The organism is Arthrobacter sp. HMSC08H08 (genome assembly GCF_001807575.1).
Lineage (GTDB): Bacteria > Actinomycetota > Actinomycetes > Actinomycetales > Micrococcaceae > Pseudoglutamicibacter > Pseudoglutamicibacter albus.
Genome location: NZ_KV789403.1, coordinates 30,661 through 47,124, shown reverse-complemented (window position 1 = coordinate 47,124; position 16,464 = coordinate 30,661). Strand labels below are relative to the sequence as shown.

General features: G+C 62.6%; 15 protein-coding genes. 14 read left to right on the top strand and 1 reads right to left on the bottom strand.

Annotation, left to right across the window (positions count from 1 at the left end; all coding sequences use genetic code 11):
* Nucleotides 1-22: 22 nt before the first annotated feature.
* The 7 genes from HMPREF3175_RS08285 to HMPREF3175_RS08255 all read left to right on the top strand — a co-directional run bounded on the left by HMPREF3175_RS08285 (nucleotide 23) and on the right by HMPREF3175_RS08255 (nucleotide 5,497).
* The gene (locus HMPREF3175_RS08285; protein WP_070491829.1) at nucleotides 23-976 is read left to right on the top strand and encodes an ABC transporter permease; all 954 of its coding nucleotides are present in this window, start codon (nucleotides 23-25) and stop codon (nucleotides 974-976) included.
* A complete protein-coding gene (locus tag HMPREF3175_RS08280; RefSeq protein ID WP_218078908.1) occupies nucleotides 973-1,788 on the top strand; it encodes an ABC transporter permease in 816 nt (271 codons plus the stop codon). The genes HMPREF3175_RS08285 and HMPREF3175_RS08280 overlap by 4 nt, the downstream gene beginning before the upstream one ends.
* Before the next feature lie 136 nt (nucleotides 1,789-1,924).
* Complete coding sequence (locus HMPREF3175_RS08275) at nucleotides 1,925-2,956, top strand: hypothetical protein (RefSeq protein WP_070491826.1); 1,032 nt, start codon at nucleotides 1,925-1,927, stop codon at nucleotides 2,954-2,956.
* 49 nt (nucleotides 2,957-3,005) lie between these two features.
* On the top strand, nucleotides 3,006-3,932 hold the full coding sequence (locus HMPREF3175_RS08270) for a hypothetical protein (protein ID WP_141742508.1): 927 nt from the start codon (nucleotides 3,006-3,008) through the stop codon (nucleotides 3,930-3,932).
* A 117-nt stretch (nucleotides 3,933-4,049) separates the two neighbouring features.
* On the top strand, nucleotides 4,050-4,562 hold the full coding sequence (locus HMPREF3175_RS08265; protein ID WP_035756461.1) for a MarR family winged helix-turn-helix transcriptional regulator: 513 nt from the start codon (nucleotides 4,050-4,052) through the stop codon (nucleotides 4,560-4,562).
* Nucleotides 4,563-4,607: 45 nt separating this feature from the next.
* The gene (locus HMPREF3175_RS08260) at nucleotides 4,608-5,048 is read left to right on the top strand and encodes a YidH family protein (RefSeq protein ID WP_083285592.1); all 441 of its coding nucleotides are present in this window, start codon (nucleotides 4,608-4,610) and stop codon (nucleotides 5,046-5,048) included.
* An 80-nt stretch (nucleotides 5,049-5,128) separates the two neighbouring features.
* Entirely contained in the window at nucleotides 5,129-5,497 is a 369-nt protein-coding gene (locus HMPREF3175_RS08255; protein ID WP_052048493.1) for a DUF202 domain-containing protein, read from the top strand.
* A gap of 70 nt (nucleotides 5,498-5,567) precedes the next feature.
* On the opposite strand, the gene HMPREF3175_RS08250 is transcribed toward HMPREF3175_RS08255, so the two are convergent.
* Nucleotides 5,568-6,440 (bottom strand): LysR family transcriptional regulator, encoded by an 873-nt coding sequence (locus HMPREF3175_RS08250; RefSeq protein WP_035756457.1) that lies wholly within the window; start codon nucleotides 6,438-6,440, stop codon nucleotides 5,568-5,570.
* 131 nt (nucleotides 6,441-6,571) lie between these two features.
* On the opposite strand from HMPREF3175_RS08250, the gene gabT reads away from it, so the two are divergent.
* From gabT to HMPREF3175_RS08215, 7 genes are all read left to right on the top strand, one after another.
* A complete protein-coding gene (gene gabT, locus HMPREF3175_RS08245; RefSeq protein ID WP_070491817.1) occupies nucleotides 6,572-7,924 on the top strand; it encodes a 4-aminobutyrate--2-oxoglutarate transaminase in 1,353 nt (450 codons plus the stop codon).
* A gap of 113 nt (nucleotides 7,925-8,037) precedes the next feature.
* Nucleotides 8,038-9,528, top strand: coding sequence for a flavin monoamine oxidase family protein (locus tag HMPREF3175_RS08240; RefSeq protein WP_070491814.1), 1,491 nt, complete (start codon nucleotides 8,038-8,040; stop codon nucleotides 9,526-9,528).
* 48 nt (nucleotides 9,529-9,576) lie between these two features.
* Nucleotides 9,577-10,482 carry a universal stress protein gene (locus HMPREF3175_RS08235; protein WP_035756451.1) on the top strand — a complete coding sequence of 302 codons (906 nt, stop codon included), beginning with the start codon at nucleotides 9,577-9,579 and terminating at the stop codon, nucleotides 10,480-10,482.
* Nucleotides 10,483-10,540: 58 nt separating this feature from the next.
* Complete coding sequence (locus HMPREF3175_RS08230) at nucleotides 10,541-12,184, top strand: APC family permease (protein WP_083289516.1); 1,644 nt, start codon at nucleotides 10,541-10,543, stop codon at nucleotides 12,182-12,184.
* Entirely contained in the window at nucleotides 12,181-13,224 is a 1,044-nt protein-coding gene (locus HMPREF3175_RS08225) for an agmatine deiminase family protein (RefSeq protein WP_338110355.1), read from the top strand. The genes HMPREF3175_RS08230 and HMPREF3175_RS08225 overlap by 4 nt, the downstream gene beginning before the upstream one ends.
* Nucleotides 13,221-15,008 (top strand): amidase, encoded by a 1,788-nt coding sequence (locus HMPREF3175_RS08220; protein ID WP_052048492.1) that lies wholly within the window; start codon nucleotides 13,221-13,223, stop codon nucleotides 15,006-15,008. Before HMPREF3175_RS08225 ends, HMPREF3175_RS08220 begins: the two co-directional genes overlap by 4 nt.
* 19 nt (nucleotides 15,009-15,027) lie before the next feature.
* Nucleotides 15,028-16,407 (top strand): NAD-dependent succinate-semialdehyde dehydrogenase, encoded by a 1,380-nt coding sequence (locus tag HMPREF3175_RS08215; protein WP_035756449.1) that lies wholly within the window; start codon nucleotides 15,028-15,030, stop codon nucleotides 16,405-16,407.
* Nucleotides 16,408-16,464: the final 57 nt, after the last annotated feature.

The following is a 16,464-nucleotide window of genomic DNA, read 5'->3' as shown; positions in this document are numbered from 1 at the left end:
CAGACATGTGTGAGGGCGGCCGGTGATTCGCAGCCTCAGCCAGCTAGCGTTGCGGATGATCACAACGCTGCTCGTTGCCTCCATGATCCTCTTCGTCTTGTTGAGGGTCATGCCAGGCGACCCCGCACAGGTCGCGCTCGGGATGCAGGCCTCACCCGAAGACGTCGCGGCACTGCGCGCCGAGTACGGGCTCGACCGGCCGCTGGCTGTCCAATACCTCGACTGGATCGGCTCCTTCCTCACCGGCAACGCCGGGGAATCCGCGATCACAGGCCAAAACATGACCCCCATCATCGCCGACCGTTTCGCCGTCACAATGTGGCTCGTGGTCCCTTCGGTGGCACTCAGCCTGCTTGCCGCCGTGCTATTCGGCGTGTGGTCGGCCCGCCGCGCCGGAAAGTTCGACGCGGTGCTCATCTCGCTCATGACCCAGGGCTTCATGGCGGTGCCCGCGTTCCTCGCGGGCCTGCTGCTCGTGATGCTGTTCTCGGTCAGTCTCGGCTGGCTGCCGGCCTCCGGCTGGGTGGCCCCCAACGAAGGCTTCGGCACGTTCCTGTCCCACCTCGTGTTGCCGGTCATCGCGCTCTCGCTTGTGCAGACCGCGGTCCTGACCCGCTACGTGCGCACCTCGATGGCCACCGTGTTGCGCAAAGACTACATCCGCTCCGCCCGCGCCCGTGGGCTGAGTAAATCCGCGGCCATTCGCCGCCACGGCCTACGCAACGCAGCCATCCCGGTGCTGACGGTAGCGGGACTGCAACTTGCAGCGGCCGTTGTTGGCGCCGTCGTGATCGAGCGGGTCTTCGACATCCCCGGCCTCGGTGCGCAACTGATCACCAGCGTTGAACACCGCGATATGGTGACCATCCAAGCCATCGTGATGCTGCTGGTGACCGTGACCGTGGTGATCAACGCGCTCGTCGATGCGCTCTTAGTGGCCGTGGATCCGCGGCTTCGCGTCAAGGCGGTGGCATGATGCGCAGACTCCCCGTGACACTGTGGGCCGGTAGCATCCTGATTGCGATGGTCGTGTTGCTTGCGCTGTGGTCCTGGCTCATCGGTGCCCCATACGACCCGGTCGCCGCAGACGCGAGCGCGCGGCTGCAAGGCTCCAGCCTCGAACACCTCATGGGTACTGACCGTTTTGGACGCGACGTGTTCTCGATCATCCTGGGCGGGGCGCAAGTCGCTTTGTCTGTGGGTGTGGTCGCGGCGTTGATCGCGTTGCTGGTCGGAACCCCGCTCGGGATGTGGGCGGCGATCCGCCGCGGCTGGGTCCAGGGGGCGGTGACTCGCTCATCCGATGTGATCCAGGCGTTCCCGTCGCTACTGTTGGCGATCGTGTTCTCGGCTGTTTTCGGGGCCTCCCCGATGGTGGCCGCAGTGGCGATCGGCATTGGCGCGATTCCGGGATTCGTGAGGATGGTGCGCGCCGTCACCGCGCGTATTCTGCGAGAGGAATACATTACTGCTGCGCGTTCGGCGGGCAGGAACTGGTTCAGCATCGCGTGGCGGCACGTGCTCCCCAACCTTGCAGGACTACTGCTGGTTGAGATCGCGGTGACCTTCTCCATCGCGATCCTCGCTGAATCCGCACTCAGCTACCTCGGGCTCGGCACGCCTGCCCCCGAACCGTCCTGGGGCCGCATGCTGTACGAACACCAAGTGTTCATCGAAGTAGCGCCCATGACACTCGTGTGGCCGGGGCTCGCGATCGCGATCAGCGTGCTCGGCCTCAACCTGTTCTCCGAAGGTCTACGCGACGCGCTACATAGCCGCCGCTCCTGATTTTGTTAACCGCATGTTTCCCGTATTTCCTCATGTGTGTGCCTATTTATAGAAAACTAGGCAATGAAAACTCCGTGGTCTAAACTTCAACTAGAAATAGCCTGAGAGCCTAGTCACACCAAAAGGAACTGACGACGTGACGCCACGCGAGAACACGCCACCAGAAGACAACGCATCCGTCAATAACGCGAACCAGCCGCAGGGCGGACACCTCCCACCGCCGCCGACGCCTGAAAACGGTGCCGACCAAACGCAGGCACTGCCGCAGAACGGTTTCGATCAGACGCAGGCACTGCCGCAGAACAATATCGACCGGACGCAGGCGCTGCCGATGCAGGGCGATGCGACCACCGTGTTCCCTTCGACCCCGTACGAAGACAACGTCGAAGCGCACAGTCAGCAACCCTACGGTCAGCAGAACCAGTACCAGCAGGGTTATGGGCAGAGCGGCTATGGCCAACAGGGCCAGTATCAGCAGGCCTATGGCCAAGGCGGATATGGCCAGGATGGCTATGGCCAGCCAGGCCAGTACGCACAGCAGGGCCAGTACGTCCAGCAGGGCTACTACGGTGCCGCCGGCTACGGACAGAACGGTCCAGGGCAGGGTGGCCCGAGCTACGGCGGGCCGGGTTATGGCGGCCCAGGCTATTACGGCGGGTCAGGTGATGAGAGGGATAACGGCAAGAAGAAGAGCCTCACGTGGCTGTGGTGGCTCATTGGTCTTCTTGTTGTGCTGGTTGCCGCGGGGCTCGTGTACATGTTCGTGTGGGGCCCGTGGGGCGCTAGAAGCAACAGCGGCGGCAACAAGCCGGCCCCAGGTGTTTCTGAAACCGTGACGATCACGGATGACCCGAACAACCCGAACCCGAATAATCCAGGTTCAGGGGGCGGTGACAACCCTGCTCCAGGTGGTGGCGGAGACAACCCTGGTCACGGCGGGGATGATTTCTTCACGGAAGATCCGTTCGGTAACTCGGGTGGCAACTCCGGTGGAGACACTGGCGGCAACTCGGGCGGAGATTCGAATCCGTTCGGCGGCAACACTAGCGCTCCGTCGAGCGACCCGTTCGGCTCTTCTGATGGTCCGGGCAGCGGTCTGCCGGAGATGCCATCCATGCCGGAGATGCCGTCCATCCCAACAGACTTCGACTTCGACCTCGACAACTAGCCCTTCAACCCCTTTGCCACGGCACGGCTCACACCTGGAAGGTAGCGCCATGACCTCAGGAAACTCGATGCCTCCGGGCCCACAACAGCCCGGCCAGGCAGACGGTCAACAGCCCTACGGCCAGCCGGAGCAGTATGGTCAACCAGGTTATGGTCAGCAGGGTCAATATGGCGCGCCACAGCAAGGTGGCCCACAATTCGGTGCGCCACAGCAGGGCGGCCCACATCAAGGTGGGCCGCAATATCCGGGCCTGGGCGGGCCGGGGTATTACGGCAACCCTGGCGATGAGAACGGCGGCGGTCCTAAGAAGAACCGTGCGTGGCTGTGGTGGCTCATCGGTGTCCTGGTGGTCGCGTTGATCGCGGGGCTTGTCTACATGTTTGTGTGGGGTCCGTGGAGCAAACGCGAAAGCAATACCCTCGACGTTGACCGTCCAACCGCACCAACTGAGGCGATGTCAACCATTCCTGCACCGCTATCTGTGCCAGGTGGATCTACCGGCCCTAACTCGACTGACGACCCATTCGGACCAAAATCAACGTCCCCAAGTGACATCAACCTGCCTTCCTTTGACCCAAGCCACACCCCGTCGATCGGCGCTCCACCACCTAACGCGGGCTCTATAGACCCAAACACCGGAGCTACCCTCCAGTCCTTCAAGGACATTCCTCCCTTCTGCGAGTGGCAGTTCGGAAAGTCCTCATGGCGGGCAACTGACGACGGTATGACCTACCAAGGGTCGAACAGCGGCGAGGGGTTCACTGACGTCACCTGCGGCCTGTCTCTGATCACCCTGAACAGCAGCAACCAGTCACCAGACGTTGAGAAGCTCATGGACGCCATGATCTATGGAAAACAGGGCAAGGGGAGCATCGAAAGCAACGAGCTTGGCAACTTCTTGCCAAACAACAAGCCGTTGCGCATCGACTACGAGATCAACCAAAACAACGTCAAGATCGAGGTATCGGCGAAATAACCCGCCATCACCACTCACTTCGCTCACACTCAACGGAGGCCGCGGCATCGACATCGGTCCGCGGCCTCCGCTCACCAGATCCCTGCAGCTAAGTCCCGTACAGTTAGACTCACCATTATGTCAGCCGCATTACCTCAAGACCCCATCGCCGCAGCCCAAGCCAACTGGGAGAAAGCCGGGTGGGGCGAGGTCGCAGAACCCGTCGCGACCGTCACCAGCATCGTTCGCGCCAACCAGATCCTCACCGGCCGCGCCGAAGCGTTGCTTCGGCCGTTCGATCTCACGTTCGCCCGCTACGAGATGCTCATGGTGCTCCGGTTCGCGCGCCGACCCATGGCGATGTCGAAAGCCTCCCGCGTTCTGCAGGTTCACCCCACATCGGTCACCGCGGCCTCGGAACGGCTTGAACGCGACGGCCTCATCACTAAAACCCCGAGCCAGGATGACGCCCGCACCGTCTTGCTGGCCATCACCGAAGCCGGCCGGGAACTCAGCGAGGAAACCACCCAGATCCTCAACCGTGAACTCTTCGCACAAACCGGTTTCACCCAACGCGAGATCGCTACGCTGAACCGCATCTTGCGCAAGTTCCGGCAGAAGAACGGCGACTTCGCGGAACCTCTCGGCTAAAGTCACACCCCGGGCCTTAGCGTGTGAGTGCGTTAGATTGGTGTCATGTCCAGTACCCCGCCCAGTAGCCGCTCCGATAGGTCGCAGAAAAAGATCGGTCGCAGCCCAGTGACCCCGCCAGCGCATCAGAGCGCGATCGCTCGGCGAGTGTTCCCGACCGGTAAAGAGCCTGATCCTCGTTTCACGCTCGCGAACGAGCGGACGTTCCTCGCATGGATCCGCACGTCCTTGGCTTTCGTAGCCGGCGGTGTCGCGCTGGAAGCCTTTGAGGTCGGCAACTGGGACCCGGTGCTACGTAAATCTGTTGCGATCGCCGTGATCGCGATGGGCCTGCTGATCGGTCTAGGGGCCGCATTCCGTTGGTTGCGTGTTGAACGCGCGATGCGTCACGACCATCCGCTGCCTGTCCCGTTGATCATCCCAATCCTTGCGTTGATCGCGGCCGCTGGCTCAGGTGCCGCCGTCGGGTTGGTGCTGACGAACTGATGCCTGAACGCCGAAGCAACGGGCGTCGGGAGACCCGGGTCCGTCTCAGCACTGGGTGGCACACCGTCAAGGAAACGGGCGTGACCATCAGCCGTGCGGTGCGCAAACGCATCCCGATCAAGGCTCCAGAGCCGCTTCCAGAGCCAGTCGATGTGGGGCTTCAGCCGGAGCGGACATCGTTGGCGTGGTCCCGTACGGGGCTCGCCGCGGTCGTCGCCGGGTTCATGGGTGTGCGCTGGTACGGGCACATGGGCCCGCTATTGCTGCTGGGGACCGCGCTGACGTTTGTTGGCGCCATGTGGGTTTCCACAACCCAACGCGGCCGCCTGCGCCGCATGGCGGAATCTTTCGAAGAGCGTCAACCGCCACCGCTGGGGCCGGTGGTGTGGATGACGGTCATGGTTGTAGCGATCGCGGTCATCGCGATCATCGTGGTGTTGCGGGTATAGAGGGGGCAGTGCGTGCCGCCGACGCGCGCGTAGCGCGGGTATGCATGCCGCCATGCGCGTAGCGGCCGGTTCAGCTCGCGTAGCGGTTGCGCACAAAGACGCGTAGCTGCTCGGCGAGGGAGGCGAGCTTTTCGTGCCCATAGTGGTCCGCTCGCCACGCCGCGTGCAGGGTCACGGTGAGCTCATGACCCCTGTTGGTTATGCGCAACGGAACGAGGTCGAAGCTCGGGTCTTCGGTCACCACAGCGACCCCCTCCGTCGCGACGAGCGCTTGGGCTACGCGGCCTGAGTTGGTTTCGATGATGTCAGGTTGTGAGAGTCCAGCGGTTTCGCATGCGCCATCGAATACGCGACGGGCTTTGAATGCCCGCGATGGAATGTGGATGGTGTGCTGGGCGAGCTCCTCGAGCGTAACACTGCGGCGCTCAGCCCAAGGATGCTGCGCGGAAACATATGCCCACACCGGCATCTTTTGGAGCTGGACGTGGGGGATATGAGCTGATGGAGCGGAAGGCATCACTGCTAGATCGGACGTAGCGATCGTGTCCTGCAAGCTCGCATCCAAGGACGCCTCCACAATGTTTGGTTGCCATTCGGACTGATCCAGCGTAGCCACGAACGGAATCACGACATCGATGAGCGTGGTACCGGGTGCCGCGATCGTCACTTCACGCATGCTGCCGTGGGCGAGTAGTTCCGCAAAGTCCAGGGTGTGCTGGAACTTGGTCAGGAGCTTCTTGGCGGCAGGGAGGAAATCGCGGCCAGCTTTGGTAGGCGTGAGTCCGGATGGAACGCGATCAAACAGCACAAGCCCGACGTCGCGGCTGAGCTTCTGAAGCTGTCGCGTCACTGCCGGCTGTGTGATGCCGAGGTCTCGAGCCGCGGAGGAGACGGAACCGGCTTCAGAGACCGCTACGAAGGCTTTCAGATGCTCGATGTCCATAATTCCCAGTCTATGCGCATTCGTTATAGGGGTTATGCCGATAACTGATTAGACAGTCATAATGATTTCGGAACAGAATGTGATGTACGCAACTTTCTGCGATCCGTTTTCACCGGGAGGTTCACACCACAATGCACGCGGACAGCACCAACGCCAGCACGCCGAGCGCTCCACTCGAGCAAAGCCGCCACCTCGCAACTGACCTCCCGGGCCCTAAGGCCCAGGCGCTAGCTGAACGACAGCGCGCATCGGTATCCGCCGGTGTCGGCGGGACCATGGCAACCTACGCTGTCCGCGCCGACCGCGGTATCATCGAAGACGTCGACGGCAACCGCCTCATCGACCTCGGCTCCGGCATCGCTGTGACCACCGTGGGTGCATCTAACCCTAAGGTCGTGGCCGCGGTCCAGGAAGCGGTCGCGAACTTCACCCACACGTGCTTCATGGTGACCCCATACGAGGCGTATGTTGAGGTTGCTGAAAAGCTCAACCAGCTCGCCCCGATCTCTGGCCCAACCCGCACCGTATTGCTGAACTCGGGTGCAGAAGCCGTTGAGAACGCCGTCAAGATCGCCCGCTCCGCTACGGGCAAGACCGCCGTCGTCGCATTCGATCACGCCTACCACGGCCGCACCACGCTCACAATGGCGTTGACCGCGAAAGCCAACCCCTACAAGAAGGCGTTCGGTCCGTTCGCGCCAGAGATCTACCGCGTGGCTGGCTCCTACCCGCTGCGCGACGGCCTGAGCGGCGAGGAAGCCGCCGTCCGGGCGATCAAACAGATCGAAGTCCAGGTAGGCGCCCAGGACCTCGCCGCGATCATCATGGAACCAATCCAAGGCGAAGGCGGGTTCATCACCCCAGCACCAGGGTTCCTCCCAGCGATCGTCGAATGGTGCAAAGCCAATGACGTCCTGTTCATCGCAGACGAAGTCCAGACCGGCTTCGCCCGCACCGGCTCGATGTTCGCTTGCGAACACGAAGGCATCGAACCGGACCTCATCACGACTGCGAAGGGCATCGCAGGCGGCATGCCGCTCTCCGCGGTGACCGGCCGCGCCGAGATCATGGACGCCGTCCACACCGGCGGGCTCGGTGGAACCTACGGCGGCAACCCAGTCGCATGCGCGGCGGCACTCGCCTCGATCAGGGTCATGGAAGAAGAAAAGCTCGCCGAACGCGCGCAAGAAATCGACCACATCATCACCGATAAGTTCAGTGCCGCACAGGAAAAGGACAATCGCATCGCGGAGGTGCGTGGCCGCGGTGCGATGAAGGCCATCGAATTCGTGGACCCAGCCACCGGCGAACCGGATGCCGCACTCACCGGCGCCATCGCCAACGCCGCCCGCGCACAGGGTGTTGTAACCCTGACCTGCGGAACCTACGGCAACGTCATCCGCCTGCTGCCGCCGCTAACCATCAGCGACGAACTGCTCACCGAAGGCATCGACATCATCCTCGAAGCCCTCGCGCAGAACTAACGGCGCAGTGTTGAGCTAACGACGCAGCCACCAAGCTAGCGCCGCGGGCATCACTACAGAACTCAAACGAAACATCCTCTATCGAGAATCCATACCTATAGGAAGCGATAACAATGACGAACGCTCAGAACCCAACCATCGACCGCGATGTGGTGGTCATCGGTGCAGGGCCAGCAGGACTCATGGCCGCATACACCCTTAAGAAGGCCGGCAAGTCGGTCGCCGTGCTGGAAGCACGCGAACGCGTGGGCGGGCGCACCTGGAACGGTAAGGTCGCCGGAACGGACGGTAAGGAACACTTCATCGAGATCGGTGGGCAGTGGATCTCCCCAGACCAGACGCGGCTGACTGAGCTGGTTGAGGAGCTCGGTCTGAACACGTTCCCGCGCTACCGCGAAGGCACCTCGATCTATGTGGATCCGGAGGGTAACCGCCACGAATACACAGGCGACCGCCTGCCGGTCAAGGAGTCCACGAATAAGGAGATGGATAAGCTCATCGACCTTATGAACTCGGTCGCTGAGGAAGCCGGGGCAACCGAGCCGTGGGCAGCCGAACGCGCAGCCGAGCTGGATTCGATCTCCTTCAAGGACTTCCTCGCTCAACACACCGACGATCAAGAGGCGATCGACAACGTCTCGATCTACGTGGCGTCCGGCATGCTGACTAAGCCAGCCCACACGTTCTCCGCGTTGCAGGCCGCTCTCATGGCCGCATCGGCGGGTTCTTTCTCCAACCTCGTGGATGAGGACTTCATCCTGGATAAGCGCGTTGAAGGCGGTATGCAGTCGGTATCGCTCACGCTCGCTGAGCACCTGGGGGAGGACGTGTTCCTCGGCAGCCCGGTGCGTGAACTCGAATGGGCCACCCCAGACCCATCGACCGCCGATGAGCTCAACAAGATTGCCGCCGATGTGCGCAACGGCGTTGAAAACGGTGTGCTCGGCCCGGTGACCGCGGTCTCCGATAAGGTCACCGTCAACGCGAAAGCCGCAGTACTCGCGGTACCGCCGAACCTGTACAACCGCATCCAGTTCGTTCCGCCGCTGCCACGCGAACAGCAGGTAGCCCACCAGCACATCTCGATGGGCCTGGTCATCAAGGTTCACGCGGTCTACGAGACCCCGTTCTGGCGTGAAGAAGGCCTCTCCGGTACCGGCTTCGGCGGCGGCCGCCTGGTTCAGGAGGTCTACGACAACACCAACTACGGCAAGAACTTCGCCGGCGGAACCAGCGGGGAAGAAGACATGAACGGAACCCTCGTCGGTTTCGTCTCCGACGTCTATGCCGAAGAGATGTGGGCGCTGCCTGCAGAGGAACGCAAGCAGCGGATCCTGTCTGCGATGGCTGACTACCTTGGCCCGAAGACCATGGAACCGATCGCGTTCTACCTCTCCGACATGGCGGCAGAGGAATGGACCCGCGGCGCATACGCAACCAGCTATGACCTCGGCGGCCTGAGCCGTTGGGGCCACCTCCAGAACCAGCCGACCGGGCCGATCTTCTACGCGTGCTCCGACATCGCGGCGGAGGGTTATCAGCACGTCGACGGTGCCGTGCGTATGGGTGAAGCCGCTGCACGTGCCATCCTGGAAGCACGTTAACGTTCACACCCACCCCGAAACAGGGGTGCTGAAGGTGAGGAGGACACCGTGCCAGTTCCATCCCGTCGAATCCTTGTAGGTTACGTCGCGACCGCGGCGGGCCGTGACGCCCTGAATCTGGGCATCGCGCTCGCCGCGGGACGCGATGCGGAGCTTCACGTGACCATGGTCGCCCCGGAAGCGGAGCCGTACGCTGCCGCTGTGTCTCAGGGTGCCGGTTATGAGCGTGTTTTGCGCCGTCAGCTGCAGAGCTGGCTCGATGAGGCGCTCGCTTCGGTCCCGGAAGGTGTTCGCGCGGTGGGGCACGTGGTGTCCTCCTCATCGGACGCTGAAGGCTTGTTGTCTCAGGCGCGCGCGGTGGATGCGGAGGCGATCGTGATCGGTGCCCGTGCCGGCGGTGTGCTGGGGCGGTATCGGATCGGTTCGGTTGCCCAGGCGTTGCTGCACAGTTCGCATGTACCGGTGGTCCTGGCGCCTCGCGGCTATTCAGGGCATGGCCCGCTAAGCCGTATCACCGCGCTGTTCGGCGACCGGCCGGGCGGTATGCAGGTGATCGCTGAAACGCTTGCGGCCGCTGAAGCGACCGAGACCCGGGTGCGGTTGGTGACGTTCGCGCAAGCCTCTGAGACGGGTAAGTCCTCGGCGGCCCACACGGGTGTTCCGGGTGCCGAGACGATGAAGGCTTTCGTTTTGGAGCAGCTGGATCGGCTAGGTAGTGGCGAGCACGGTGAGCGTGCTCGCGCAATGATTAGCTCCGGCCAGGCGACCACCGAGGTGGTGGCTGGCAAGGAGATCGAGAAATCGGTGCGGCGCCTTGATTGGGAACCGGACGAGGTTGTGGTTGTGGGATCTTCACGTTTGGCCCCTGCTGGGCGTGCGTTCTTGGGCTCCCACGCGGCACGTGTTCTGCGTGCAATCTCTGTTCCCATGGTGGTGGTTCCTGCACCGCGGTGATTCGGTCGCGGCCACGGTCACGTGAGCCCGCGGTTTTGATGGAAGGGGATGGTTTCGCTTGGCCACCTCAACGGAAAAACTTTCGAGGAGTGAAAGCTTCTCTGGCAAGGGGCTTGCGGCCGGTAAGGTCGGTGTGCTCGGTGCTGTGGTGATCGGTGTTTCGTGCATCGCGCCGGCCTATACCCTCACGTCTGGCTTGGGGCCTACGATCTCCGAGGTGGGCACGCACGTTCCCGCGATCTTGCTGCTGGGTTTCATCCCGATGCTGTTGGTCGCTTTCGGGTACAAGGAGCTCAACAACAAGGTCCCTGACTCGGGGACGTCCTTCACATGGGCAACCAAGGCGTTCAACCCGTGGATCGGGTGGATGGGCGGCTGGGGTCTGATCGCTGCGACCGTGATCGTGTTGTCTAACCTCGCGGCAGTTGCGGTGGACTTCTTCTATCTGATGCTTGCGCAACTGTTCAGCAACCCTGAGATCGCGGAGCTGACACGTAACCTGTGGGTCAACATACCCACAACGATCGTGCTGATCTCGTTGGCCGCGTGGATCTCCTATGTGGGCGTCGAGGCGACCAAGACCGTCCAATACGTTCTGGTTTTGGTCCAGATCATCGTGCTGGGTGGCTTCGTTTTCATGGCGTTCCGCGGAGTTAACGAAGGCACTGCGTTCGATGCGACCCCGGTGAGCCTGGACTGGTTCAACCCGCTTTCGGCGGGGGACTTCTCGGTGATCGCGGCTGGTGTTTCGCTGTCGATCTTCATGTTCTGGGGCTGGGATACAACCCTGACCATGAACGAGGAGACGAAAGACCCGAAGACCACCTCGGCTCGCGCATCCCTCATCGTGATGCTTGTGATCATGACGGTCTACATCGGTGTTGCACTCGCTGTGGTTGCGTGGGCAGGCACGGGGGACGAGGGCTTGGGTGCCGGTAACCCTGATAATCAGGAATCGATATTCGCAGCGCTTGCTGGCCCGGTGATGGGCCCATTCGCGCTCGCGATGGCGGTGGGCATCATGGCTTCGTCTTTCGCATCCCTGCAGTCGACGATGGTCTCGCCATCCCGCACCCTACTTGCGATGGGCTACTACGGGGCGTTGCCGCCGAGCTTCGCGAAGATCTCGCCGAAATACCGGACGCCGTCCGTTGCCACGGTTTTTTCCGCGGCCGCCGCCGGAACCTTCTACATCGTGACCCGCCTGCTGAGCGAAAACGCGCTGTGGGACACGATCACCGCGCTTGGGCTCATGGTGTGTTTCTACTACGGGATCACCGCGCTCGCCGCCGTCTGGTATCTGCGCCGCGAGCTCTTTGAGAGCACCAAGACCATCTTCACCCGGCTCATCTTCCCGCTGCTGGGCGGGATCATGCTGCTGATCATGTTCTTCAAGACCGCCTACGATTCGCTCGACCCAGGCTACGGCTCCGGCTCCTCGCTGGGTGGCATCGGGATGGTATTCATCCTCGGAATGGGCGTCCTTGTGATCGGGGTCACTATTATGGTGATTACAGCGATCAAGAACCCAGCGTTCTTCCGCGGTGAAACTCTGCCTAGGGTGGACTCCACGACCGACACCTACATGGGGGATGTGGTCGGCGAGGCCCTCGAACGAGGCGAGGCACGCACCGTTGGGGACACTGGCGAGAAGATCGTTGCCGAAACTAACACCGCCGTAAAGGATGAGGACCGCCCGTGACCAACCAGTCCGCCGCATATGTGATGCCACCGGAGTGGGAACGCCACGAACGTACGTGGATGTCTTTCCCAACCCCGAATGACACATTCGGCGCGCGTGGCTCAGAATCGCTTGAGCGTGCACGGGACGCGTGGGCGCAGGTCGCGCTCGCGGTGGCTCGCTACGAGCCGGTTGTCATGGTCATGGACCCGGAAGATGAGGCCGAAGCGCGTGCCCGCTTGGGTGAGAACGTCGAGTATTTCGCGGCCCCGCTGGATGATGCGTGGATGCGGGATTCCGGCCCCACATTCGTGCGCAACGCAGACGGCGAGCTCGCGGCAGTCAACTGGGTTTTCAACGGTTGGGGTGCCCAGGACTGGGCGGCGTGGGAGCACGATGCGCTACTCGCCTCCCGCGTTGCCGCGCATGCCGGTGTGCCGCGTGTGGATTCGCAACTGGTCAACGAGGGCGGCGGGATCCACATCGACGGCAAGGGCACGGTCCTGCTGACCGAATCCGTGCAGATGGACCCGGGCCGCAACCCCGGTGTGGACCGCGAGGCAATCGAGCGCGAGATCCACAGCAAACTCGGCACGACCCATGCCGTGTGGGTGCCGTATGGCCTGACCCGCGATAACGGACAGTTCGGAACCCGCGGCCACATCGACATCGTCGCGTGCTTCACCCCGGCCGGCGACGTCCTGTTACACATGCAAAACAACCCCGAACACCCGGACTACGAGGTTTCCCGCACCATCAGGAGCGTGCTCGAGTCCGCAACCAATGCCGCCGGCGAGCCGCTACGGATCATCGAGGTCCCGGCCCCGCAGGTGCTGACCGATGAGGAAGGCTGGGTCGATTACTCCTACATCAACCACTACGTCGGCAACGACTGCGTGATCCTGTGCGGATTCAACGACCCGAACGACCAAGCGGCCGTGGAAATCATGCAGCAAGCCTATCCGGGCCGCACGGTTGAGCTCGTCGATGCCCGCGAGATCTTCGCGTGCGGCGGCGGAATCCACTGCATCACCCAACAACAGCCGGCGGTTGAGGCATGATCAAGGTTTTTGATGCCGGCGACGCTGCTGAGGACATCATTGTTGAGGCGAGCATCGCCGAGCTGCGCACTGCGCTGGAAGAAGGCCGGGTGACCGCGGTTGAGTTGGTGCGCGCGTATCTGGACCGCATCGACGCCTACGATGGCGAGCTCAACTCGGTGATCGTGCACAACCCGGACGCGTTAGCTGAGGCCGAGGCCTCGGATGCCCGCAGGCGCGCCGGTGTGCCCGCCTCGCCGCTGGACGGGATCCCGTACACCGCGAAAGAGTCCTATATGGTGCGCGGACTCACGGTTTCCGCGGGCTCGCCCGCGTTCAAGGACCTCGTGGCGCAGGAGGATGCGTTCACGATCGAACGGTTGCGTTCCGCCGGCGCGATCTGCCTGGGCCTGACTACGATGCCACCCATGGCTAACGGCGGAATGCAACGCGGCCTGCACGGCCGCGCCGAATCCCCGTATAACCGCGCCTACCTCACAAGCGCATTCGCGTCCGGTTCCTCGAACGGCTCGGGTACCGCGACCGCCGCGAGCTTCGCGGCCTTCGGGCTGGGGGAGGAGACATGGTCTTCGGGCCGCGCCCCGGCATCCTGCAACGCCTTGTGCGCCTATACGCCCTCCCGCGGAGTGATTTCGATGCGCGGGAACTGGCCGCTGGTGCCCACGATGGACGTGTGCGTACCCCATACGCGGTCGATGGCGGACATGCTCGAGGTCCTCAATGTGATCGTCGCCGACGATCACACGCACGCAGGCGATTTCTGGCGCGAACAACCCTGGGTTGAGATCCCGAAAGCCTCCGAAGTGCGGCCCGCCGACTATCGCGAGCTGGCTCAACAGCGCCCGCTGGCTGGCATGCGCATCGGCGTCCCGGGCATGTACATCAACCAAGACGAACACGCAGGAACCGGCGGGGACCGCACGGCGGACACTGGCGTGGGTGGCCCGATGGGGCAGAAAATCCACACCCACCCCGACGTCATTGCGCTATGGGAGAAAGCCCGTATCGTTCTTGAGCAGGCGGGCGCTAGCGTGGAGATTGTGGACTTCCCCGTAGTCAGCAATTATGAAGGTGACCGCCCCGAAGCTCACACGATTTCAAGCCGCGGGCTGGTCAGCTCCGAGTACCTCACTGACGAGGTCGGATACCTCGCAGCGTGGTCCTGGGAGCGCTTCCTGCGCGCCAACGCTGAGGCCACTGAAGCCGGCAATGACAACACCGCCCCGCGCCCGGCAACGCTGGCTGACGTTGACGGGGCAGAGATTTTCCCGCACCCGGACGGCGCGCTCGAAGACCGCTATGTGGGCTTCGATGACGACATCGCTACCTACCCGGACATGATCCGGGAACGCGGCTTCTGTGAACTCGCCGAGATCCCAGGCATCGGGGAGGGGATCGCGGGAATGAACCGGATCCGCGAGATCGACTTCGACGACTGGATGAACCGGCACAGCCTGGACGCTATCGCCTTCCCAGCGATGGCCGATGTGGGCCCAGCCGATGCCGACACGAACCCGGAATCAGCGGATCAAGCGTGGGCGAACGGGGTGTGGGTCGCTAACGGCAACCTCGTCCCACGCCAGTTCGGCATCCCGACCGTGACCGTACCGATGGGAGCGATGCGCACCGGGATGCCGGTGGGCATCACATTCGCGGGCCTACCGTATTCAGACAACACGCTGCTGGCGCTCGCCGCGCAGTTCGAGGCCAGCCATCCGGCCCGCACCACACCAAACCTGACCGTAACAAGCAAGGATTTAGCCGCCAACATCGGCAGCAAGTGAAAACAAAGGAGCAGGAACAATGTCCCAGTCCTACGTTGGAATCAACCCGGCAACCGGCCAGGTCAACAACGAATACCCACACACCACTGACGCCGAAATCAGCGAGGCCCTCGACAAAGCCGTGAAGGGCTACAAGGAGTGGCGCGCCAAGAGCGTCAAGGAGCGCGGTGAGATCCTCGCCAAGGTCGCTGACCTGTTCGTGGAGCGCCGCCGTGAACTCGGCGAGATCGCCACCAAGGAGATGGGTAAGCCATTCGGTGAAGCCCGCGGCGAGGCGGCGTTCTCCGGCGAGATCATCCGCTACTACGCGGAGAACGCCGAAGAGTTCCTCGCTGACGAGGTCATCAAGGATGACGAAGACGGCAAGGCCGTGATCCAGAAGCGCCCGCTCGGTCCGCTCGTGGGTGTTATGCCGTGGAACTACCCGTACTACCAGGTTGCACGCTTCGCCGGCCCTAACCTCATGCTCGGTAACGTCGTGCTGCTCAAGCACGCGGAATCCACCCCAGATTCGGCGCTTGCTATCCAGAAGATCATGGACGATGCGGGTGTTCCGGAAGGCGTCTACCAGAACATCTTCGCTTCTCACGAGCAGATCGCATCCCTCATCGAGAACCCAGAAGTCGCAGGTGTCTCGCTGACCGGTTCGGAACGTGCAGGCCGCGAGGTCGGCGCAACCGCCGGTAAGGCTCTCAAGAAGTCCGTCCTTGAGCTCGGCGGTAATGACCCGTACGTGATCCTCTCGAGCGAGGACCCACGCCAGGCCGCACGCGACGCGATCGCGATCCGCTTCGAGAACACCGGCCAGGCATGCAACTCGAATAAGCGGCTGATCGTGATGGAGGACATCTACGATGAGTTCCTCGACGAGCTCGTCAAGGAAACCGAGAAGCTTCAGGCGCACGACCCGATGGAGAAGGGCGAGAACGTCTTCGGTCCGCTCTCTTCCGAGAAAGCCGCAGAGCGTCTTGTGGATCAGCTCGAGCGCGCCGTCTCCGAAGGCGCGAACCTTCGTGTTGGCGGAACCCGCCTGGACCGTCCAGGCTTCTACGTTCAGCCAGCCGTGCTGACTGACATCCCGAAGGGCACCACCGGCTACAGCGAAGAACTCTTCGGCCCAGTCTTGAGCGTCTACAAGGTCACTTCCGACGAAGAAGCGCTCGAACTCGCCAACGACACCGCATACGGGCTGGGCTCCGCAGTGTTCGCAGTCGAGGAAGGCCGTGCAGAACGCTTCGCCGAAGGCATCGAAGCCGGCATGGTGGGCGTCAACGGCACAACCTTCGAAGACGTCGACATGCCATTCGGTGGCGTCAAGGGCTCCGGCTTCGGCCGCGAACTCGGCGCGCTCGGCATCGACGAGTTCGTCAACAAGCGCCTCGTATGCTTCAACAAGTAACGCGCCAACGCTGACAGTGTTGGGTTAAACACCGTTTGCATAAATGCCTGTGGCGGG